22 protein-coding genes are annotated in these 21,865 nt (G+C 48.5%); 1 reads left to right on the top strand and 21 read right to left on the bottom strand.

From position 1 onward, the window contains the following. Window positions 1–562: 562 nt before the first annotated feature. Entirely contained in the window at window positions 563–1,525 is a 963-nt protein-coding gene (locus FGB90_RS06045) for a 4-hydroxy-3-methylbut-2-enyl diphosphate reductase (protein WP_138809622.1), read from the top strand. 52 nt (window positions 1,526–1,577) lie between these two features. On the opposite strand, the gene FGB90_RS06050 is transcribed toward FGB90_RS06045, so the two are convergent. From FGB90_RS06050 to FGB90_RS06145, 21 genes are all read right to left on the bottom strand, one after another. Continuing rightward, a complete protein-coding gene (locus tag FGB90_RS06050; protein ID WP_138809623.1) occupies window positions 1,578–2,699 on the bottom strand; it encodes a Nif3-like dinuclear metal center hexameric protein in 1,122 nt (373 codons plus the stop codon). Continuing rightward, window positions 2,693–3,403, bottom strand: coding sequence for a tRNA (adenine(22)-N(1))-methyltransferase (locus FGB90_RS06055; RefSeq protein WP_138809624.1), 711 nt, complete (start codon window positions 3,401–3,403; stop codon window positions 2,693–2,695). Before FGB90_RS06055 ends, FGB90_RS06050 begins: the two co-directional genes overlap by 7 nt. Window positions 3,404–3,491: 88 nt before the next feature. Further along, complete coding sequence (locus FGB90_RS06060) at window positions 3,492–3,863, bottom strand: c-type cytochrome (RefSeq protein ID WP_138809625.1); 372 nt, start codon at window positions 3,861–3,863, stop codon at window positions 3,492–3,494. A 224-nt stretch (window positions 3,864–4,087) separates the two neighbouring features. Further along, complete coding sequence (locus tag FGB90_RS06065; RefSeq protein WP_138809626.1) at window positions 4,088–4,816, bottom strand: glycerophosphodiester phosphodiesterase family protein; 729 nt, start codon at window positions 4,814–4,816, stop codon at window positions 4,088–4,090. 257 nt (window positions 4,817–5,073) lie between these two features. Continuing rightward, the gene (gene rpoD / locus FGB90_RS06070; RefSeq protein WP_138809627.1) at window positions 5,074–6,198 is read right to left on the bottom strand and encodes an RNA polymerase sigma factor RpoD; all 1,125 of its coding nucleotides are present in this window, start codon (window positions 6,196–6,198) and stop codon (window positions 5,074–5,076) included. Window positions 6,199–6,240: 42 nt separating this feature from the next. Next, window positions 6,241–8,067, bottom strand: coding sequence for a DNA primase (gene dnaG, locus FGB90_RS06075; RefSeq protein WP_138809628.1), 1,827 nt, complete (start codon window positions 8,065–8,067; stop codon window positions 6,241–6,243). 61 nt (window positions 8,068–8,128) lie between these two features. After that, window positions 8,129–8,593, bottom strand: coding sequence for a YaiI/YqxD family protein (locus FGB90_RS06080; protein WP_138809629.1), 465 nt, complete (start codon window positions 8,591–8,593; stop codon window positions 8,129–8,131). Between the two features lie 364 nt (window positions 8,594–8,957). Next, window positions 8,958–9,770, bottom strand: coding sequence for a pyruvate, water dikinase regulatory protein (locus tag FGB90_RS06085; protein WP_138809630.1), 813 nt, complete (start codon window positions 9,768–9,770; stop codon window positions 8,958–8,960). Between the two features lie 61 nt (window positions 9,771–9,831). Further along, window positions 9,832–10,482, bottom strand: a complete 651-nt coding sequence (gene ccpN / locus FGB90_RS06090; protein WP_138809631.1) for a transcriptional regulator CcpN — start codon at window positions 10,480–10,482, stop codon at window positions 9,832–9,834. Window positions 10,483–10,587: 105 nt separating this feature from the next. Next, complete coding sequence (gene glyS, locus FGB90_RS06095) at window positions 10,588–12,684, bottom strand: glycine--tRNA ligase subunit beta (protein WP_138809632.1); 2,097 nt, start codon at window positions 12,682–12,684, stop codon at window positions 10,588–10,590. Next, window positions 12,677–13,567 carry a glycine--tRNA ligase subunit alpha gene (gene glyQ, locus FGB90_RS06100; protein ID WP_138809633.1) on the bottom strand — a complete coding sequence of 297 codons (891 nt, stop codon included), beginning with the start codon at window positions 13,565–13,567 and terminating at the stop codon, window positions 12,677–12,679. Before glyQ ends, glyS begins: the two co-directional genes overlap by 8 nt. Window position 13,568: 1 nt before the next feature. Continuing rightward, window positions 13,569–13,715: a hypothetical protein gene (locus FGB90_RS19615; protein WP_171051718.1), complete on the bottom strand. Its 147-nt coding sequence runs from the start codon at window positions 13,713–13,715 to the stop codon at window positions 13,569–13,571. A 705-nt stretch (window positions 13,716–14,420) separates the two neighbouring features. Next, the gene (gene recO / locus FGB90_RS06105; RefSeq protein WP_138810058.1) at window positions 14,421–15,161 is read right to left on the bottom strand and encodes a DNA repair protein RecO; all 741 of its coding nucleotides are present in this window, start codon (window positions 15,159–15,161) and stop codon (window positions 14,421–14,423) included. A gap of 70 nt (window positions 15,162–15,231) precedes the next feature. Further along, window positions 15,232–15,381 carry a YqzL family protein gene (locus FGB90_RS06110; RefSeq protein WP_138809634.1) on the bottom strand — a complete coding sequence of 50 codons (150 nt, stop codon included), beginning with the start codon at window positions 15,379–15,381 and terminating at the stop codon, window positions 15,232–15,234. Window positions 15,382–15,606: 225 nt separating this feature from the next. After that, complete coding sequence (gene era / locus FGB90_RS06115; protein ID WP_138809635.1) at window positions 15,607–16,515, bottom strand: GTPase Era; 909 nt, start codon at window positions 16,513–16,515, stop codon at window positions 15,607–15,609. After that, a complete protein-coding gene (locus FGB90_RS06120) occupies window positions 16,508–16,909 on the bottom strand; it encodes a cytidine deaminase (RefSeq protein ID WP_138809636.1) in 402 nt (133 codons plus the stop codon). Before FGB90_RS06120 ends, era begins: the two co-directional genes overlap by 8 nt. Beyond that, complete coding sequence (locus FGB90_RS06125; RefSeq protein WP_138809637.1) at window positions 16,881–17,666, bottom strand: DUF502 domain-containing protein; 786 nt, start codon at window positions 17,664–17,666, stop codon at window positions 16,881–16,883. Before FGB90_RS06125 ends, FGB90_RS06120 begins: the two co-directional genes overlap by 29 nt. Before the next feature lie 42 nt (window positions 17,667–17,708). Further along, window positions 17,709–18,104: a diacylglycerol kinase family protein gene (locus FGB90_RS06130; protein WP_138809638.1), complete on the bottom strand. Its 396-nt coding sequence runs from the start codon at window positions 18,102–18,104 to the stop codon at window positions 17,709–17,711. Next, the gene (gene ybeY / locus FGB90_RS06135) at window positions 18,088–18,561 is read right to left on the bottom strand and encodes an rRNA maturation RNase YbeY (RefSeq protein WP_138809639.1); all 474 of its coding nucleotides are present in this window, start codon (window positions 18,559–18,561) and stop codon (window positions 18,088–18,090) included. The genes FGB90_RS06130 and ybeY overlap by 17 nt, the downstream gene beginning before the upstream one ends. Further along, window positions 18,554–20,833, bottom strand: coding sequence for an HD family phosphohydrolase (locus FGB90_RS06140; protein WP_138809640.1), 2,280 nt, complete (start codon window positions 20,831–20,833; stop codon window positions 18,554–18,556). Before FGB90_RS06140 ends, ybeY begins: the two co-directional genes overlap by 8 nt. A 48-nt stretch (window positions 20,834–20,881) precedes the next feature. Then, window positions 20,882–21,865 (bottom strand): PhoH family protein, encoded by a 984-nt coding sequence (locus tag FGB90_RS06145; RefSeq protein WP_138809641.1) that lies wholly within the window; start codon window positions 21,863–21,865, stop codon window positions 20,882–20,884.

Raw genomic sequence — 21,865 nt, forward strand, 5'->3', positions numbered from 1 at the left:
CGCGGGGCAGATCGTGCTTTCCGTCTGCTTATAACCCCCGCGGCTGCCGCGGATTTTAATTCGATTTCCCTCTTTTGTTATTACAACTACTGCGGCTGCTGCGGGTTTTAATTCGATTTCCCTCTTTTCGTATTACAACTACTTCGGCTGCTGCGGGTTTTAATTCGATTTCGCTCTTTTCGTATTACAACTACTTCGGCTGCTGCGGGTTTTAATTCGATTTCCCTCTTTTCGTATTATAACCCCCGCGGCTGCTGCGAGTTTTAATTCGATTTCCCTCTTTTTGTATTACAACTACTGCGGCTACTGCGGGTTTTAATTCGATTTCCCTCTTTTCGTATTATAATCCCCGCGGCTTCTGCGGGTTTTAATTCGATTTCGCTCTTTTCGTATCACACCCCCCGCGCCTGCCGCGCCACGCTGCCGCCATGAAAAAAATCGGAGCTTCACGGCACGGAATGAAAAAATCAGCCAGCCCCTGATGGTTTCGCTTTTCAGTTATGTGTTTTATAATGAAGGCTGGTACTTATACACACAGCTCTGTGTGAAGGAGGAACTGATAATGGACGTACTTAAAATCTCTCCCCGGGGCTACTGTTACGGCGTGGTGGATGCGATGGTCCTTGCCCGTCAGGCGGCGGACAATCTCGATCTTCCAAGGCCGATCTATATCCTCGGCATGATTGTACACAATAAACATGTTACGGATGCTTTCGATGAAGAAGGCATCATAACACTTGACGGTCCGAACCGTCTCGACATTCTTAAACAGGTGAATAAGGGAACTGTTATTTTCACCGCCCACGGTGTATCACCGGAAGTCCGGAAACTGGCAAAGGAAAAAGGACTCACTACCGTGGATGCCACCTGTCCTGATGTTACCCGTACACACGACCTGATCCGTGAGAAGCGGGAAGAAGGCTACCACGTGATCTATGTAGGCAAAAAAGGGCATCCGGAGCCTGAAGGGGCCATGGGTGTGGCACCGGATATCGTTCATCTCGTTGAATCTGAAGCGGACGTTGAGGCGCTCGATGTACAGTCCGATAAAATCATCATTACAAACCAGACCACGATGAGCCAGTGGGATGTATCAAACATCATTAACAAATCCATTGCTAAATACCCTCATGCAGAGGTTCATAACGAAATCTGCATGGCCACCCAGGTACGTCAGGAAGCCGTCGCCAAACAGGCCGGTGAAGCGGACCTCCTTCTTGTGGTGGGGGATCCGAAAAGTAACAACTCCAACCGCCTTGCCCAGGTATCCAAGGAAATTGCAGGTACTCCGGCATACCGGATCGCAAATGTAAATGAAATCGATCTGAACTGGCTTAAAGGCATTAAAAAAGTAGCTGTCACAGCCGGAGCCAGCACACCTACACCCATTACGAAAGAAGTCATTAAGTTTATTGAGCAGTTTGATGAAGAGGATCCTGAAACATGGAGCACGATCAGTCAGGTTAAGCTCACCAGAATCCTGCCGAAAGTAAAGAAAAAGAAACAGGTAAAAGCAGCTGAATAAACTTCAGCTGCTTTTTTGTAACCTGTTATATAGTCACCCTGAATGGTTTGATTTACACAAACGTAAACGGGTCGGTATTTACTTTTGAGGCGGTCACAGACGTACTGTATTTTTTCTCCTCAAAGAATGCAGCAAGAAACTTCGCAACGCCGTCTTTCATGATTTTTTCGACGTTATGGCCGGGGTCAACCATCATGAGTCCTTCAAGAGCAGCGTCATGGGCAACGTGGTAATAAAGGTCGCCTGTTACGAAGACATCGGCACCTTTGAACATGGCAGTACCTACATATTTGTTGCCGTCGCCCCCAAGCACCGCCACTTTCCGTACCGGGCGCTCAAGGTCGCCAACCACTCTTGCGCCGGATACACCGAACGCCTCTTTTACTTGCTCTGCAAAGTCCTTGAGGGTCATTTCACGGTTAAGATAACCGATTCTTCCCAGACCGAGTTTTTCTCCTGGAACAGCCATATCGTATACATCGTAGGCCACTTCCTCGTAGGGATGGGCTTTGGTCATTTCACGAATGACCCTCTTTTCAATCGATGCCGGGTAGATGCTTTCGATTCTGACCTCGTTCACGTATTCCATTTTACCCTGCTCCCCGATAAAAGGGTCGGTCCCTTCCCCGGGTTTAAAAGCGCCTGTTCCCTTTGTATTAAAGGAACAGTGACTGTAGGCGCCAATGGCCCCTGCACCGGCCTTGCCAAGTGCGTCACGCACGTCGTCCGCCTGTTCTTCGGGAACGAAGACAGCTACTTTTTTCAGTTTGTCCTCCGCAGTCTCGGCAAGCACTTCGGTGCCTTCCAGACCAAGCGCTTCTGCCATCATGTCATTGACCCCGCCGGGAGCCACATCCAGGTTTGTATGGGCTGCGTACACCGCGATATCGTTTTTTATGAGCTTTTCCACCGTTCTTCCGTATACCTCATCTGTTCTGAGCTGTTTGATGGGCTTAAAGATGAGAGGGTGGTGGGCGATGATCAGTTCCGCGCCTTCTTCAATCGCTTCGTCAACTACGTTTTCATTTACGTCAAGGGCCACCATTACTTTTGAGACCGCCTTATTGAGTGATCCGATCTGGAGTCCGACTTTGTCGCCTTCGACTGCGAAATGTTTCGGGGAAAACGACTCGAATGCCTGAATAATCGTCTGTCCGTTTGCCTGCTTCACGATAACGCCTCCTCAAGCCAGCTTAGCTGACGTTCAAGTTTCCCTTTCTTTTCAGCAAGAGCAGGTGTTTCCTCACCACGCTCCAGCTGGGCCAGTATGTTTTTCAGTTGTTCCTTTTCCTTTGCCCACTTCTTTTTAAACGCCGGGTTTCTTTCCTCCAGAAGGAAAGGACCGAGCCAGACCGCTTTTTCCTGATTTTTTCCCTCATAGGCTGTAACGGGATCACCAGGTTCTGCAGCCAGTATTTCATAGACGTGCCCGTCTTCCTCAAGAATTCTTTCATCCGTGAGTGACCATCCGTTTTCAAGCAGCCACCTTCTAATGTGATCAGCTGCAACATTGGGCTGAAGAATCAGCTTCCTGACATCCTTCAGCTGCTGTTTTCCTTCTTCAAGAATGCGGGCAATAAGAGGTCCACCCATGCCTGCAATGGTGACGGTGTCTACATCTTCACCCTGAAGAACAGCAAGTCCGTCCCCCAGTCTGGCCCGGATTTTTCCTGAGTGGCCCCTCGCCCTGATGTTCCGTTCTGCAGCACTGAGAGGCCCCTGTGCCACTTCTCCGGCAACAGCGGAGGCAATAAGCTCCTTTTCCAGCGCATAGCAGGGAAGCTTCGCATGATCTGATCCGATATCGGCGAGTTTCGCCCCTGGAGGAATAAAGGAGGCAACTTCTTTAAGTCTTTCTGATAAATCTGTTGTTTTCATCTCTTTCACCCTGTTAATTTATGTAGTCGTTTTCTGTATAGAGAAAAAGAAGGTACGTGGCACGCCCTTCTTTTATCCGCATTATTCATTATTCGGTTTCACTGATAATATATTCAGCTACAGCTTCAGCTTCTTCACCGCTGACAAGTCCCGCAGGCATGGATCCCGGCCCTTCATCAATGGCAGTGATAATTTCCTCTTCAGAGTAGCCACCATCAAGCGCAGGTCCTGAACCGCCTCCAAGATCGCCACCGTGACAGGCAAGACAGTTCTGTTCGTAGAGGTGCTCACCGAGTTCAATTGGATCGTCAAATTCTTCCTCCGCAGCCTCTTCTTCACCGTTTTCGCCTTCCTGTGCGATATCAGCCTGCTGGAAGTTACCAATGAAGGATAAAACAATCATTACGAGAATACCAAGCATTGCCGTAACGGCAAACGGGTAAAAAGGTTTCCCTTTCATGTGTATGTACCTCCTTCGTCTGTCAAAAAAATATGTTAATGTTATGACGGGCCAAACCGGCCCAGCTTTACAAAGCTATTTTATATTTTACTCTAAAACCGCTGAAGAAAAAAGAGGGAAGGTAAATTATTGTCCTTTACCGGAATATTCTGTTACAAATTCTTGAACATTGGCTTATCCCTGAAGGAACGGCACAGCCGGCATACGGAATTTCCGGCTTTGGATCAGCGTTTTAAAGCTTCCACCATGGCTTTCGGATCATCAGTAATAATTCCGGTAACATTCAGCCTCCGGCACCTCAAAGCCTCTCTCACGCGGTTGACCTTATAGGCTCTCACAGGGATGCCTGCCCGGGCCCATAACGGATAAAAAGAAACTGCCTGAAGAGAGTGGCGAATGTGAATAGCATTAGCCATTATTGTCCCTGCATACCTTGTGCCGCGAAACAGTGGCGTTTTCGTAAGCAGAGCCCGTTCTATCCCCGATTCGGATCCCTCTTTTGCCATGTAGGTGAGAAGCGGATGATAAAAGGTGGAAACAACTGTCCGGCCTGTCATGCTGTACGATCTTAACAGTTCGAATGTCTGCTCCAGATTATACTGGAAGTCTCTTGGCGGCTTTTTCACTTCCAGGTGCAGTGTTAGCTGCGGCTGTTCCTGAAGCCAGTCAAGAACGTCTTCCAGGGCCGGTACCTTTTCACCAAAAAAAGAAGAGTTAAACCAGCTGCCTGCATCAAACTGTCTCAGTTCCTTATATGTAAAATCCCGAAGCCATCCGCTCCCATTTGTGGTTCTGTCGATTTTTTCATCATGAAACACAACCGGAACGCCGTCTTTCGTCCACTGTACGTCAAGTTCTATTCCATCTGCTCCACTTGTTGCCGCCGACATAAACGCAGCCATCGTATTTTCAGGGGTGTAGCGTTTATTTCCGCGGTGGGCAATGATCTCCACGAGATACCGACTCCTTTGCACCAGACTCCGAAAACCTGCAGACTTATTACATATACCGGATACCCTGTTCGGCAGTTAATTTAAGCTTACTACAAAACAGTCCAAACCGTACAGTACCATGGTAATTTGCATTAGCTGGAAATTGTGAGTAAACTTAAAGTGTACACACCGCTGCCGCCCTGCTGCACGGAAATTGTTAAAACAGAAAACCTGGCAGGAGACACGAGTCTCACAGCCAGGCTCAATTTATATCAATTCTATTCGAGGAAATCTTTCAGACGCTTACTGCGGCTTGGGTGACGCAGTTTACGGAGCGCTTTTGCCTCAATCTGACGGATCCGCTCACGCGTGACGCCAAAGACTTTCCCGACTTCCTCAAGTGTACGGGTGCGGCCGTCGTCGAGCCCGAAACGGAGGCGAAGAACATTTTCCTCCCGGTCCGTCAGGGTATCAAGAACATCCTCAAGCTGTTCCTTGAGAAGTTCGTACGCTGCAGCATCGGATGGAGCCAGTGCTTCCTGGTCCTCAATAAAATCACCGAGGTGGGAATCATCTTCCTCCCCAATTGGCGTTTCAAGAGAAACAGGTTCCTGGGCAATCTTGAGGATTTCGCGCACTTTTTCCGGTGTCAGATCCATTTCCTTGGAAACCTCTTCAGGCGTCGGCTCACGGCCAAGGTCCTGAAGCAGCTGACGCTGAACACGGATCAGCTTGTTGATCGTCTCAACCATATGGACAGGAATCCGGATTGTTCGTGCCTGGTCTGCAATGGCACGGGTAATCGCCTGACGGATCCACCAGGTGGCGTAGGTACTGAACTTATACCCTTTATTGTAGTCGAACTTTTCCACGGCTTTAATCAGACCCATGTTTCCTTCCTGGATAAGATCAAGAAACAGCATACCGCGGCCAACATAGCGTTTGGCGATACTGACCACAAGACGGAGATTGGCTTCTGCCAGACGGCGTTTTGCTTCTTCGTCACCGTCTTCAATCCGCTTGGCAAGACTGATTTCCTCTTTTGCCGATAATAGGGGAACACGGCCGATTTCCTTAAGATACATTCTGACCGGGTCATTTATTTTAATCCCCGGAGGTACACTCAGGTCGTTCAGATCGAATTCATCCTCTTTTTCAACCTGCTGCATGCTTGGTACACTCACAGCGCCGTCATTGTCATTCATGATTTCAACGCCCTGTTCACCGAGGTATTCGAAAAATTCGTCCATTTGTTCAGAGTCCTGATCGAACGCCGACAGACGCTCTGTAATCTCGGCATAAGTGAGTACGCCCCGCTTCTTACCGAGCTCCACTAACTGTTCCTTCACCTGATCGATGGTTAGATCGCCTTCCGCCATTGGGCGAATAGGTTTCTCAGCCATACGACCCCTCCTTCCATTGGTTCACGACAACATCCTGTTGGATCAAGCCATACTATTTTTAAGCTGTTGTTCCATTTGCTGAATTTCCATAGCAATTCTCGCAGCCTCAGGATAATCTTTCGCATCCTCTGCTGCCCGCTGCTCCTGCTTTTTCTTCTCAATTTCAAGTTTCTTAGGGTAATTGAGAATCTGCCTTGCATAATCGTCCAGCTCCTGCTCAGACAGATCACTGCTGATCGTCATCATCGCAAGTTCGCTGACAATCCGCCGGAGCTTTTCATCCTCAAGCTTCTCAACGAAACGGCTGATTGACGGCTCGTGGCCTTCTGCATAATAGCTGTAAAGATGTGCGGCAATGGCATGGTAATTATCTATATTAAATGCGGCGCCCAGCTTATCCTGAACACGAAACGCAGCTTCGGCATCCCTGAGCATATGGGCCAGCAGATGACGTTCCGCGTTTGCGTAGGCCGGCAGAAGACGTTTCCCCGCCTGTGCAGCAAAGGGTCTGCGTTCTTTCACTTCCGGGCCGGACTCACGTTGTTTCTTTCGTTTTCCTGCCTTAAAAAGCTGTATAAGTTCCTGTTTTAACGCATCAAGAGAAAGATTGAATTCCTCGGCAAGCTGCCTGACGTAGTGGTCTCTTTCAACCGCTCTCGGCAGTTTACTGATTTCCTGAAGTACCTTTTCCACATATTCAATCCGGTCTCCTTCATCCTGGAGGTTTATTCCTTTCCTGAAATAGCGGAATTTAAACCCCATATACGTCAGAGAACCATCAATGACTTCATTCCGGAAACGTTCGGCGCCTTTCTCCCTGATAAAATCATCAGGATCAAGGCCTTCTTCCATTTTCGCCACCCGGACGGACATTCCTGCTTTTTCGAGCAGTTCCGCATTTTTATATGCTGCATTCTGTCCTGCATCATCGGCATCGTAACAGAGAAGCACCCGGTCGGCGTTCCGTTTGATCATCTTCACCTGCCGGTCGGTGAGAGCTGTACCCATGGCGGCAATACCATTATCTATACCCGCTCGCCATGCGGAAATAACATCGGCGTTCCCCTCAAAAAGGACGGCCTCGTTTTTCTTCCTCATGGACGGCCGTGCAAGATGAAAGCCGTACAGAATCCGGCTTTTATCGAAGAGTGACGATTCAGGACTGTTCATATATTTAGGCTTCCCGTCACCAAGAACCCTGCCCGTAAAACCGATTGCTTTTCCGTCCCTGTTCCAAACCGGAAACATAATCCGGTCCCGGAAACGGTCAAACGGCTTTTTATCAAATTCCCGTCTGGCAAGAAGACCAGCTTCCATCATTTCATCCATATCAAAGTTTCTCCGTGAAAGAAATGAAGTAAGAAAATCCCACGAATCAGGAGCATATCCGAGCTGGAACCGTTCAATCATGTCATGGTCCATCCCCCTGTTTTCAAGGTACTCTCTTGCATCTCTGCCTTCTTCTGTATTCAGTAAAACGTGCTGAAAAAGTTTCACCGTAAGTTCGTGTGCCGAGATCCAGTATTTTTCTCGTTTTTTCTCCTTCGAGTCGCCCTGGGACTGGCCGGCCAGTTCGGGTAGATCGATCCCTGCACGTTCACCCAGCCTCTGAACCGATTCAATAAAACTGATGCCTTCGGACTCCATTATGAAGGAAAAAACATTTCCTCCGGCACCGCATCCAAAGCAGTGATAGAGCTGCTTATCGGGACTCACTGAAAAGGAAGGGGTCTTTTCCCCATGGAAAGGGCACAGCCCTGTCATATTACGTCCTTGCTTTTTCAGCTGAATATAATCCCCGATCACATCTACGATATCACTGGCTTTTCTTATTTCCTCAATCTTTTCTTCCGGTATTCTTCCACTCACGTTTCACCACCCCATTCTTTATTAACAGTAAGGGCTGGCTCTAATACATTCGCCTTTGTCGTCATAATTCCTGCCGGTTTGACAAAATTTTTTCGAGTTGCGCACAAAAAAAACGGCGGTCTTCGTCCGTCATTTTCTTCGGACCTTTTGTTTTTTTTCCCGCTCTCCTCTGTTTTCCCTGATCATGACGAATGGTAAGCAGTGTGTTGATGTAAAGATCAGTTATAACCTTCCCCCGTGGTGATATTACGGTAATGCCTTTAGCCAGAAGAAGTCCCCCGAGCCCGTGATCCTGTGTGATGACCACGTCCCCTTTCCCGGCACGCTTCAGAATCGCCATGTCCGCAGCTTCAGCTTCCTGATCCACTGTGATCTTGTGAACATGAGCAGGGAAAGGCTTTGCTGTGTCGTGTGCATAGGAGCTGATAAACACGACAGGCAGGCTGTATTTCCCGCAGAGGCCGATTGCTTCATCTTTAACGGGGCAGGCATCTCCATCAATAAAAACCGTTTTCTTATTTGTCATAACTCTTAGTTCTACATCCCCTGTCCGAATCCTTCTTTTCGGCCATTTTTTCCGTTACACACTTACTATCTTTACCAAAAATACAATAATAAATCTTGACATACTAAATTTATTTGTTCTTTTGCACATTATTCCGGCTCATTTATAAAAAATTAATCACAATTTTTCATTATATAGCAAGGAAGCTGTTTTCGCTACGTTTTTGCCTGATAAAATTTATGATTTTGCAACCGTTTTTTTGTTTTTGGAATCTTCCCCGGAAGAGCATTATTTTTCCCTTTGCCGGGGTGTCATTTTCATCATCGGTAAATACAGAAAAAACCGGGGAATATATAATCTCCCCGGGGCAGTACAGGGTGTATAATCACCCGTTGTTTTTTCTGTATACGCTGTAAATAAGATTCGCAGTTTCCTCCACTGCCTTGTTGGATACATCAATCACGTGGCAGCCGATCCGGTCCATGATGCTTTCGGAAAATGTGAGTTCTTCCTCAATTCTTTTCACCGTAGCATAGTTTGCCTCTTCTTTGAGACCAAGGCTTTTCAGCCGCTCCGAGCGGATGCTCGTCAGTTTTTCAGGGCTGATTTTAAGACCGATGACTTTCTTTTTGTCCAGATGAAACAGCTCTGCCGGAGGTTCCACTTCAGGCACAAGGGGGATATTGGCCACCTTGAGCCGTTTATGGGCCAGGTACTGTGATAGCGGCGTCTTCGATGTCCGGGATACCCCGATCAGAACAATATCCGCCCGTTTAATTCCCCTGGGATCCCTGCCGTCGTCGTACTTTACGGCGAATTCGATCGCTTCTACTTTTCGAAAATAGTCTTCATCAAGCGTATGAACAAGGCCCGGCTCGAGACGCGGCTCCTGACCGGTCTTTTTTTCCAGAAGATTCATCATGGGAGTAATGATGTCGTGAACAGGGATACTCTCCTGTTTTGCTTTACCCAGCAGGTAGTCCCGGAGTTCCGGAACAACAAGAGTAAATGCAATCATGCCGTCGTTTTCTTTTGCCTGGACAATCACTTCGTCAATCGTTCCCTCATCTTCCACATACGGAATGCGGCGGATGTCCAGACCGGCGTGACTGAACTGGCTTGCCGATGCTTTTACAACCAGCTCGGCAGTTTCACCCACAGAATCGGATACTACATAGACCACTGTATTTTTCTTCATCTTTATTCCGGCCTCCTCTGTCCCCGAGAAAATAACTTTTCGCTGCAGTCAACCGGCCGGGTTACACGATCCGGTTGTTTGCAATATCAACAAATGCTTTCGTGATGCTTGTTTTTGTAATCCGGCCGATCACTTCCATTTTCGACTCACCATCGGTTTCCCTGAACTTCACAACCGGGAGACCGTCGATCTGTTTGGTTATCAGAATCTGAGCCACATCCGAGAGAAGATCGTCAGGTGAACAGGTCGTAATGTTCGGCATCCTTGTCATAATAATATTTACCGGCATCTGTTCCAGGTCCTGTTTACCCATACTGGCTCTAAGGAGATCCTTTCTTGAAAGAATCCCCACCAGAAAAGAAGACTGATTTACTACAAAAAGAGTGCCAACGTCTTCAAGGAACATCGTGCAGATCGCATCATAGACAGATGCCGATTCGTTCACGACAACGGGTATGGACTGATATTCCTTTACAGTAAGCTTTCCGATCTTTTCGGTCAGCAGCTGTGCCCCTGTTTTGCCGGTGTAGAAGTAGCCCACCCGGGGACGGGCATCCAGAAATCCCGCCATTGTAAGAATGGCAAGATCCGGCCTGAGCGTTGCACGGGTGAGTGACAGTTTTTCGGCAATCTGCTCCCCTGTGATCGGTCCTTTGTCTTTTACTATTTCCAGTATATGCTGCTGGCGTTTATTCAGCTCGATTGGTCTCACCGCCCTCTGTTTAAGACAGCTGAATTTTTATCACTTCGTATCAGATACTAAATCTTCTTTTATTGTACACCTTCACTGCTTTGATATAAAACACGAAGCATTCAATCAGGACTCGGAGTGGAACACAACGGCCTGAAAATCCGCAAATGAGAGGATCAGCTCTGCAGTCTGTTTCATCTGGGCAAGTCTGTTCTTTTTCACAGCTTCATCTTTCGCCATGACCATGATGTTATCAAAATACGTGTGAATGGCAGGTTCAAGTTTACGCAGTGCTTCAAACTCGCCGGCAGGGTTTCCATCTTCCCTCGCGGTTTTAACAAGCACCTTAACTTCTGCAGTTTTCTCAAACAGTTCCCGCTCTTCTTCCTTCTCAAAGAGATCCGAAACCGGCCCTTTATCTGAATCAGCTGCTTTTGAGGCAATGTTTGTCACACGGCTGAACGCTTCGACGGCTCCTTTAAATTCAGGGCTGTTTTCTGCTTTCTCTGTAAGGAACACGCCTTTTTCTACGAGTGTATCCACTCTTGCAAGTTCAGCGCTCAGTACGGCTTCAATCATGTCGTAACGTACACCGCGTTCCTGCAGAAGTGTTTTAATACGCAGTCTGGCAAAAGAAAGAAGATCCTCCTTTACCTCCTCCGGGCTCCGTTTAAGAATACCCCGCTGCTCACAGACGGAAAGTGCGTCGTCAAAGAGAGACGGAAGTTCAAGATTCCACTTTCTGTCGTGAAGAACTGCCACTGCACCTGCAGTCAGGCGGCGCAGTCCGTGTGGATCCTGGGAACCGGTAGGGATCTGGCCGATGCCGAAGCTTGTCACAACGGTATCCAGTTTGTCAGCCACGCTGATTACAGCAGATACAGCGGACCCGGGGAGATCATCTTTCCCGTGACGCGGGAGGTAATGTTCCCGGATCGCCGAGGTGACTTCGGAAGACTCTCCTGCCTTCTCTGCGTAAACCTCCCCCATACGGCCTTCCAGTTCAGGGAATTCATCCACCATATGGGTTACCAGATCGAACTTACTCAGTTGAGCAGCCCTTTCCACCGTCTTCTTCTCCTGTTCGCCCAGGTTAAGACGATCGGCAATCGTAAGTGCGAGGGTCTTCACGCGCCGTACTTTATCACCGATACTCCCAAGTTCCTCGTGGTAAACAACATTCTCCAGCTTACCGGCAGCTTCATCGATATCCAGCTTCAGGTCCTCGTTAAAGAAAAACTCGGAATCTGCCAGACGGGCTCTGAGCACTTTTTCGTTCCCTTTCTGCACATTTTCCAGATGGCGGTGATCACCATTTCTCACCGTTACAAAGTAGGGCAGAAGATTTCCGCTGCTGTCCTGCACCGGGAAGTAGCGCTGGTGCTCTTTCATCGAAGTAACAAGTACATCGTCCGGAACCCGCAGAAAGCTTTCATCAAAAGTACCGTAAAGAACGGTCGGGTATTCCACGAGGTTGTTCACTTCCTCAAGGAGATCCTCATCGATCGGAATGACCCAGCCTTCTGAGGCAGCGAGTTCCTCAAGCTGCTTGCGGATTGCCTGTTTTCTTTCCACCGGATCAGCAAGGACGTGTTCTTTTAAGAGGGCAAAACGGTAATCGGATGCCTCTTCAATAATGGAACGGTCTCCGAGAAAGCGGTGCCCGTATGTAACATTGGACGCCTGAACTCCTGCTGCATTCATATCCACGATTTCATTTCCGAAAAGGGCTGCCACCCATTTGATCGGCCTTACATAACGAAGGGATCCGCTTCCCCAGCGCATGTTTTTAGGGAAAGTCAGACCACTAATCAGCTCGTGCAGTTCGGAAAGAAGCTGAATGGATGCTTTTCCGGGAATAAATCGTGTAACAAACACGTATTCCTCGCCTTTAACGTCCTTAAAGTACAGGTCATTCACATCGCATTTCTGTCCACGTGCAAATCCCTGGGCTGCTTTTGACCAGTTTCCTTCATCATCAAGGGCAATTTTCTTGGAAGGTCCTTTCGCTTCTTCACTGCGGTCATCCTGTTTTTCCGCAAGATCGGAAACGAGAACAGCCAGACGGCGTGGTGTGGAGAAAGCTTCCACGGAAGTATAGTTCAGACGGTTTTCCCCGAGCCAGTCGGTCATTTTTTCTTCAAGCTGGTTCATGGCATCTGTGATGAAACGTGCCGGCATTTCCTCCAGCCCAATTTCAATCAGAAATGTACGGTTACTCATCTTTCGCTTCCTCCTTTTCCTTCAGTAACGGAAATCCAAGTCGTTCCCGTTCATCGTAATAGGCCCTGGCACACTTTCTTGCAAGGTTTCTGATTCTGCCGATGTATCCTGTCCGTTCTGTAACCGACACGGCTCCCTGCGCGTCAAGCATGTTAAAGGCGTGGGAACATTTCAGCACGTAATCGTATGCAGGAATCACAAGGCCTTCCTCAAGGGTGCGGATCCCTTCCTGTTCGTAGGTGGAGAAAAGACTGAACCACATTTTTGCATCCGCTGTTTCAAAAGCGTACTTACTCTGTTCATACTCGTTCTGTAAAAACACATCGCCGTAGGTAAATCCGTTGACCCACTCGAGATCGTAGACGTTTTCCACGTCCTGAATGTAGGACGCAAGGCGCTCGATTCCGTAAGTGATTTCGGCACTTACCGGGCTTGCCTCGATTCCGCCGACCTGCTGGAAGTAGGTAAACTGTGTGATTTCCATTCCGTCGAGCCACACTTCCCAGCCGAGTCCCCATGCTGCGAGGGCAGGGTGCTCCCAGTTGTCTTCAACAAAACGGATATCGTGCTCCTCTGGATTAATACCGAGCTCTTTGAGGCTTTCAAGATAGAGTTCCTGGATGTTGTCAGGCGAAGGTTTCATAATCACCTGAAACTGGTGGTGCTGGTAGAGGCGGTTCGGGTTTTCACCGTAACGGCCGTCTGCCGGGCGCCTGGACGGTTCCACATAGGCAACATTCCATGGTTCGGGTCCGATGCTTTTTAGGAATGTCATGGGGTTCATCGTTCCTGCCCCTTTTTCAACGTCGTAGGCCTGCATGACAAGGCAGTTCTGTTTTGCCCAGAAGTTCTGAAGCGTCAATATCATATCCTGAACGTTCATTTTACGTTCCCTCCATTTCAATACTGATCGTCTGTGAACGGGTGACCCTGTAGTGCTGAAGCAGGTAATCCCGGTTTGGTAAAAGCTCTGTCTGCGGCGCTTTGCCTGATGGTGCTGCGAAATAGATCCAGTAGAGGCTTCGTTTCACGCCTTACGCTCGCTTTCCGCGGCGATGCCGGCAAGCCTCCTCGGCTTCGCCTGTGGGGTCTCGCCTGGCCTCTATTGCCGCAGGAGTCTCGCTTCAGGCGCTTCACTTCGCTCATAACCCAAAGAACAATCTTTGTTCCTGGTACACCAATCGACTGGTCCGTAGATGGCCCTTTTGTAAATGGTTTAAGCAGAGGCTCCGTTTCACGCCTTGCGCTTGCTTTCCGCGGCGGTGGCGCTGAGCCTCCTCGAGCTTTGCCCTGCGGGGTCTCATCCTGCCCCCCTACTGCCGCAGGAGTCTCGCTTCAGGCGCTTCACTTCGCTTGTAACCACGGAACCAATCTTGTTCTTAGTGGAACGAATGAGCTGCTAATCTGCCATCGTGTAATAGAACCCCTGCTCGTATTAACAGGAAAACAAAAAACTCCCGCCTCTATGTCTGTGGTGCAGACATAGGGACGAGAGTTACCCGCGGTTCCACCCTACTTGCTGCAGTTACTGCAGCCGGCTTTTCCATATGGTGCTCGGGAACGCCTTCCCTGCGCTCTGTATGCCCGGCTTCCACCATCCCGGGTTCGCTCGCTTTCCCGGCCGGGAAAACAAATACAGGCGGCCGCAGGTACTACTTTCCTTCAGCGCACGTTCACAGCTATCGAATTAATCACATAATACTTTATATACAGCAGGTGTGTCAACTTTATACAGTTCAGAACTTTTCCATCTGTTCAAGAAAGCGCCGCGATTTAAGACGAAGCCCTGAATACTCATCATAATACAGGTGCAGAATGTTTTTGAGCTGCTTTTTTGTTTCTTCCTTTACACTGATATTCCCCAGGCGTTTCACATCCAGATGATGGAACAGCCTTAAAAGTTTCAGCGTACCGGGAGAAGCAGCAACACGGTAGGGGTCGATATCAAAACACTGCCCGCACAGGATCCCTGCTTCCCGGATGGAAAAGGCAAAGCTCCCATCCTGCCTTCCGCAGTTCACACAAGCATCAAGCATTGGGGCAATCCCGGCTGTCTGAAGCATTTTCGTTTCGAAGATCCGCACCAGCACTTCTGCATCCTCCCCTTCATTCATACGGTGAAGGAGCTGATACAGAAGCTCAAACAGAAAGGGATTGCGCTGCCTGTCCTCCATCAGCCGGTCAGTGATCTCCACCATGTAGGCTCCGTAGGACGTGAGCATGAGATCACTGCGGACAGTACGGAACGAGTCTGTAATGTCAGCCTGATTCAGTGTTCCGATTCCGCTTGACTGTCTATAGATAAAGATACCGTAAATAAAAAGCTGAGCACTGGAGGCGAAACGGCTTTTGGGCCGTTTTGCTCCTCTCGCCATCAGTGCCAGCTTGCCGTGCTCACGCGTAAATAAAGTAACAATTTTGTTGGTTTCACCGTAATCGTTTGTGCGGATTACGATGCCTTCCGCCTTCTGAAGCATCTCCTTCACCACACATTACCACCTGCAGAACAGGCCGAATTGGTTTACCGGAGTATGCCGGACGCACCCTTCAGGAAATTGGAGGCTGGATCTCCTGCCCTGCCTCGTCTTCTTCTTCCAGACCATCCGGGGATACGTCTGCTGTTTCCATTTCCCTGTACAACAAATACGAATCAATACTGCCTGTGACTGAGAAAACCTTCCACGAAAATTCTTTCATAATGGTTCCACCCTTTCAAACAGACTTTAACCGGCACTACGGACAGCCATGCCGGCTGAGCTCCGTATTTACCTGAATGATTCTTTCGTTACCTCATAGAATAGCCATTCACTGCTTTTTTCATGAAAGGAATAATTTCCAGATCAGGTTTTCTGATTCATCTGCTGACAGGGGGATGCATCCAGCCTGCAAACCGGCTTGCTGTTACCGGGAAACTAAATAAACTTAATACTCGTCTTCCCTGTAGCCAAAATCCTTAAGGTACTTCGCTTTGTTACGCCAGTCTTTTTCAACTTTCACGAAGAGTTCCAGATAAACATTTGAGCCGAGCAGTGCCTGTATGTCTTCCCGGGACCGCTTTCCAATCTCCCTGAGCATGGCACCGCCTTTGCCGATGATGATGCCTTTCTGGGATTTACGTTCAACAATAACGACAGCCGATACATAGACTGTTTCCCCGTCTTCACGGACCTTAATCTGCTCAATGTCCACCGCAATCGAATGCGGCACCTCATCACGTGTCAGGTGCAGCACTTTTTCCCGGATCATTTCACTGATAAGGAAACGTTCAGGGTGGTCTGTAACCTGATCCTCCGGATAATACTGGGGCCCTTCCTCAAGATTGGCGAAAATCTGTTCCTTGAGGGTTTCCACGTTATTCCCATGCAGGGCTGATACCGGAATGACTTCCTGGAAATCAAGCTTCTGTCTGTACTGATCAATAAACGGCAGAAGTTCGTCAGGATGAACTTCATCGATTTTGTTCACAACAAGAAACACCGGTGTGCGCACAGTCTGGAGACGGTCCATAATATATTCGTCCCCGCGGCCCATTCCTTCCTTTGCGTCCACGAGAAACAGGATGACATCGACTTCGTTGAACGTGGTGCTGACTGTTTTCATCATAAAGTCACCCAGTTTATGCTTGGGTTTATGTATCCCTGGCGTATCGATAAAAACAACCTGTCCACGGTCTTCGGTGTAAACCCCCTGAATCTTATTTCTCGTCGTCTGTGCCTTATCACTCATGATCGCGATTTTCTGGCCGAGCATCTGATTAAGGAGCGTCGACTTCCCTACATTCGGGCGGCCGATGAGTGATACGAAACCGCTCTTAAATGGCTGACTATTCATGAAGATCCGCTCCCGAAAAGGCACCAGGCAGAATGTCTTTTACCGTCCATTCGGACACATCACCATTCAGGTTCGTGAGAATAACTTTTGTTTCCGGCTGACAAAGCTCGCTCATTACCTGACGGCATGCTCCGCACGGGGACACCGGCCCTTCCGTATCCGCCACAACTGCAATGGCTTCAAATTTCGTTACCCCGTCGGAATAGGCTTTAAAAAGTGCGGTTCTTTCCGCACAGTTGCACATGCTGTAGGCAGCATTTTCAATATTGCATCCATGAAAAATCTGACCGTCCTCAGACAGCAGGGCTGCGCCCACCTTGAATCTGGAATAAGGAACGTATGCCCGCTCTCTTGCTATTTTCGCTTCACTGATCAATGTTTTTGCGTCTGTCATGCTTCTCATCCTTTCGATGTTTACCTACCTTTACTACCATATCCTTAAACAGTTTCCTTTTTTCCTTTTCCTGATGCTCCCTGAATTCAACTTTCAGTTCCTCAGCTTTATCCTGAGGAACGACAACCCCGCCGGAAATGATAAATTTCAGCCCCTCTTCCACGGTCATATGTAAAATGGTTACGTCTTCGAGCGGAACGACGACAAGCCAGCCCGATGTCGGGTTTGGAGTAGTGGGAAGAAAAACATTGATACAGTCACGCTGTGTAATCCGCTGTACCTCGCCCTTCGTTTCGCCCGTCAGAAATCCGAGGGTATAGACCCCTTCCCTCGGGTATTCAACCATTACCACCTTCTGAAAAGACGAGCGTTCCTGCGTGAACGCATTAATAAGCTGATCTACAGAACCGTATATGTAGTTTGCCACAGGAATTCTTCTGAAAAACCGGTCCACATTTACAAAGGCCTCTTCGTTATTCCCTTTCTGCTTAACGGCACCGATCCAGGCAACAAAAATGACAGTAAATATAAAACCGAAACCAACGAGCCGTTCCGTAAACGGCGTATAAACACCAAGAAAATAAATTGTACCTTCGTCCACGCTCACGACTCTCATCACCCGGAGGACATCGGTAATAAAAGGTCCGAGAAAGTTGTCAATGATAGAAAAGAGAAGCTGCAGAACGTAAATAGTCGCAATTGCAGGGAGTAAAAACAGAAAGCCTGTTACAAGATTCCGCTGAAACCTCTTCCACATTGCTTCTCGTCCCCTCTCATGACAAAATCATCCGTTTCCATCCTACAGGGTAAATAATTGAATTATTCTTGGCAGAAAGATCGTTATTCCCACAAGAACCGCTGTTATGGAGAAAACCATTACAGCCCCGGCTGCTACATCTTTAATGATTTTGGCTTCGAGTCTGTACTCGGAAGTCACCATATCGACAGAACGTTCCAGTGCTGTGTTAATGAGTTCAAGGCCAAGAACCCCGCCTATAACCAGGATCAGAAGGGCCTGCTCAACCACACTCACATTTATGATCCATCCGGCTGTGATGACGAGGGCTCCAAGAATGGAATGAATACGAAAGTTCTGTTCGTGAACCCATGTATGACGAATTCCCTCTGAAGCATATTGAAAACTTTTAATCAGCCTTGACCAGGAGATAAACGGTTTTTTATTTTTTGAGGTCATGCTGTTTCAGAATCTCCTCCTGAAGGGAAAACATTTCCTTTTCCTCCGCTTCGTTCTGATGATCGTAGCCGATCAGATGAAGGAACCCGTGCACCGCAAGAAAGCCGAGTTCTCTTTCAAACGTATGCCCGTATTCCTCCGCCTGTTCCCTGGCCCGGTCAACAGAGATAATAATATCACCAAGCAGATCGGGGATTTCCTCTGCTTCCTCAAAATGAACGTTTTCCTCTTCACCATCATTGAGAGCAAAAGACAGCACATCCGTTGCTTTATCAAGCCCGCGATAATCGCGGTTCAGCTCCCTGATCTCTTCGTTTCCGGTAAAGGTAACCGATACTTCCGAGTCCGGATCGATGCCCTTTACCTCATAGGCAGTGGACAGAAGCTCGTGTACAAGGGTCAGGTGCCGCTCCTCAAGTCTTCCCGTTTCGTCTATGATGTCAATTTGTTCAGCCATGAATCTTCACCTTCTCTTTTTCCACATTTTTCTCCTGAATTTCCTCCGGATATTCAATTCGCGAGTGGAAAGTTCCCTGAAGCGTTTCACAGATCGAGCGTGCGACTGTATTCAGTTCCTTCATCGTAAGATCGCACTCATCGAACTGGCCGTCCTCGAGCCGGTCACTTATGATTTTCCTTACAAGCGATTCAATTTTCTCCGGAGTAGGGTGCTGCATGGACCGGACAGCTGCTTCAACCGAATCGGCGATGCCGATTACCGCTGATTCTCTTGTCTGTGCTTTCGGTCCCGGATACCTGAAGTCCTCTTCCTTCACCTCAAGCTCCGTTTCGTTTTTCGCTTTGTAGTAAAAGAATTTTAGGAGTGTCGTTCCATGATGCTGTTCGGCAATATCGATGATCTCCTTTGGCATGCGATGCTCCCGTAACATAGCTGCCCCGTCATATGGATGATCAATAATGATCGTCCTGCTCAGCCGGGGAGAAATTTTATCATGGGGGTTCTCCATCTTCATCTGATTTTCAATGAAAAAGTGGGGCCGTTTGGTTTTTCCGAGATCATGATAGTAGGAACCCACTCTCGCCAGAAGGCCGTTTGCGCCGATTGCCTCACACGCTCCTTCTGAAAGATTGGCTACAATTACGCTGTGATGATAGGTACCTGGCGCATCTAGCAGAATTTTCCTGAGCAGGGGATGATTCGGGCTCGAGAGTTCAATCAGTTTCATTGTGGAAAGAATACCGAAACCGGCTTCAAAAAACGGAATCAGCCCGATCGTTAGAACGGCAGCCAGAATCCCGGCTGAGGCCGCGAAACCTGCACTCATACTTACCTCCAGAATCGTAAGCTGTGTGCCTCTCAGCATCATAATCGCGACAATAATCAGGATATTCAGTGCCGCTGTAAACAGACCGGCCTGGAGAATTCTTACCATGCGGTGGGACTTAATCAGGAAAAACGTGCTCCCTACGCAGCTGAAAAAGACAAACATGCCTTGAACATAGTTGACTACACCCGCTGAATCGTGGTTAAAGATCACGCTGGCTGTAATGGCAAGCATCATACTTGTAAAGAGAGCGACCCGCGGGTTCAGCAGCACAGTAATAAGCATCACCGTCATGGCAACAGGGGCCACAAGCGTAACTCCAGTCAGGTTAACGATATGTCCATAGCTTGCCAGTTTCAGAACAAGTAAACCAAGTGAAAAGATAATCACATACATTAGGAGATGTGTATTATTTGTCTGAAGCGATGTCTTGGCATCACTCAGAAAGTAGCCGAGCATCGATGTCATAATCAGAACAAGAATGGCAAGACCGATATAGGGAAACAGATTGATATGTTCATCCAGAAGGCCGGCAAGGGTCAGCTGATTGTACACTTCGCTCGTAATCGGGTCTCCCTCTGCCACCAGAAGCTGACCCTCACGAATCTCCACACGATCCACATTTTCAACCGCGGTCTGCCTTGCAAGCTCAGTAGCTTCCTGATCATAAACATAGTTGGCCGTAATACTGAATTCAGCAAGTTCCTTCAATGGTGCCAGCAGCGGCCTTTCCACACCCGACATGGAAACCTGGTTCATGGCCTCTTCCCTGGCTTCTTCCACTTCATCGAGGCGGATGTTGCTGTTCATCACCGTGGCAATCACGTTCGTCAGCACATCTCTTGCATCTTCACGTTGCTCTTCTGACAGGTTCAGAAGTGCGAGCAGAACGTCTTCATCAAGCTCTTCCGCTGCACGTGTAGGCAGGAGTGCTCGGAGCCTGTCGAGCTGTTCCTCCTCAGTCATAGGTTCCCCGGGGGCTTCCGCTCCATCATCAGCGGTTCCTCCTGCCTCACCGGAATCTTCAGGCGATTCCTCCCCGTTTCCCCTTTCTTCCTGACGTGCTTCAAAGGCTTCGATTTCCTGCTGTCTTTCTTCTGCTTCTGCCGCTACCTCTGATACCATATCAAAAATGACATTTGCCTGTTCAACTCTGCTGTCCATATAACGGCTTTCAAAGGTGTAGACCGAATCCACTTCCGCTGCTGCTTCCTGGCGCTTCTGTTCGGTCTCTTCCCTGTCTTCAATTGAAACCGGAGAACGGATATCCTGTTCTGCATTAGAGCCTACACTTACATCCAGCGATTCAGGAATAACATTTGACACCATCGCCGCATATAACAGGAAACCGAGCAATACAAATAAACTGAGGCGGATATATCGATGCTCTTTCAGTTTCTTCCACCATTTCTGCTGATCGATTGGTGATGAATGTTTCCCCACTTGATTCACCTCATACCTCTTTGGCCGCAGGTTCCTGTTCAGGACAGGTTATTCGCCGCGGTCGGAGCTTTCGTTTTCCCCCTGATCATAAGCATCTATGATTTTCTGAACGAGTGTATGTCTCACGACGTCGGAGGCTTCAAGATAATGAAAATCAATTCCATGGACACCCGAGAGAATACCGATCGCTGCCTTAAGGCCCGACTGTTTTCCCCGTGGAAGGTCAATCTGTGTTAAATCCCCTGTAATAACCATTTTGGATCCAAATCCCAGGCGGGTAAGGAACATCTTGATCTGTTCCTTTGTAGTGTTCTGCGCTTCATCAAGGATCACGAAGCTGTCATCCAGCGTGCGTCCCCGCATATAGGCAAGGGGGGCAATTTCAATGGTTCCTCTTTCGAGCAGGCGTTCGGTCTGCTCCATTCCAAGAACATCGTGAAGGCCATCATACAGTGGTCTAAGATAAGGATCGACTTTCTCCTTAAGATCCCCCGGGAGAAAACCAAGGTTCTCTCCTGCTTCAACAGCAGGGCGAGTAAGAACGATCCGTTTCACATGGCCTTCTTTCAGGGCGTGAACGGCCATTACAACAGCAAGGTAGGTTTTACCTGTACCGGCAGGACCGATACCGAAAACGATATCTCTTTTGCGGATTGATGAAACATAATGACGCTGACCGATCGTCTTGGCGAGGATCGGTTTTCCTTTTGCATTTACGGTTATTTTCTCATCAAAGAGATCGAGCAGCTGGTCAAGCTGACCTTTCTCCGCCATTTGAGCAGCATAAACAACATCCCGCTCCTGAAGGGAGGATCCTTTCCTGATCAGCTGTAAAAGCGTATACAAGACATTTTGGACGAGCCCCACTGTGTCTTCTTTACCGACCACAGTGACCTGCTCGCCCCTCGTCAAAATCGTCACATTCAGTTTTTCTTCCAGACGGGTAAGATGACGATCGTTGGGACCGAATAGGGCCTGTACTTCGTTTCCGTCCTGCACCTGCAAATCAATTGTCTGTCTGATCTCTGCCAA

This window comes from Alteribacter natronophilus, assembly GCF_006007885.1.
In the GTDB taxonomy this organism is placed as follows: domain Bacteria; phylum Bacillota; class Bacilli; order Bacillales; family Salisediminibacteriaceae; genus Alteribacter; species Alteribacter natronophilus.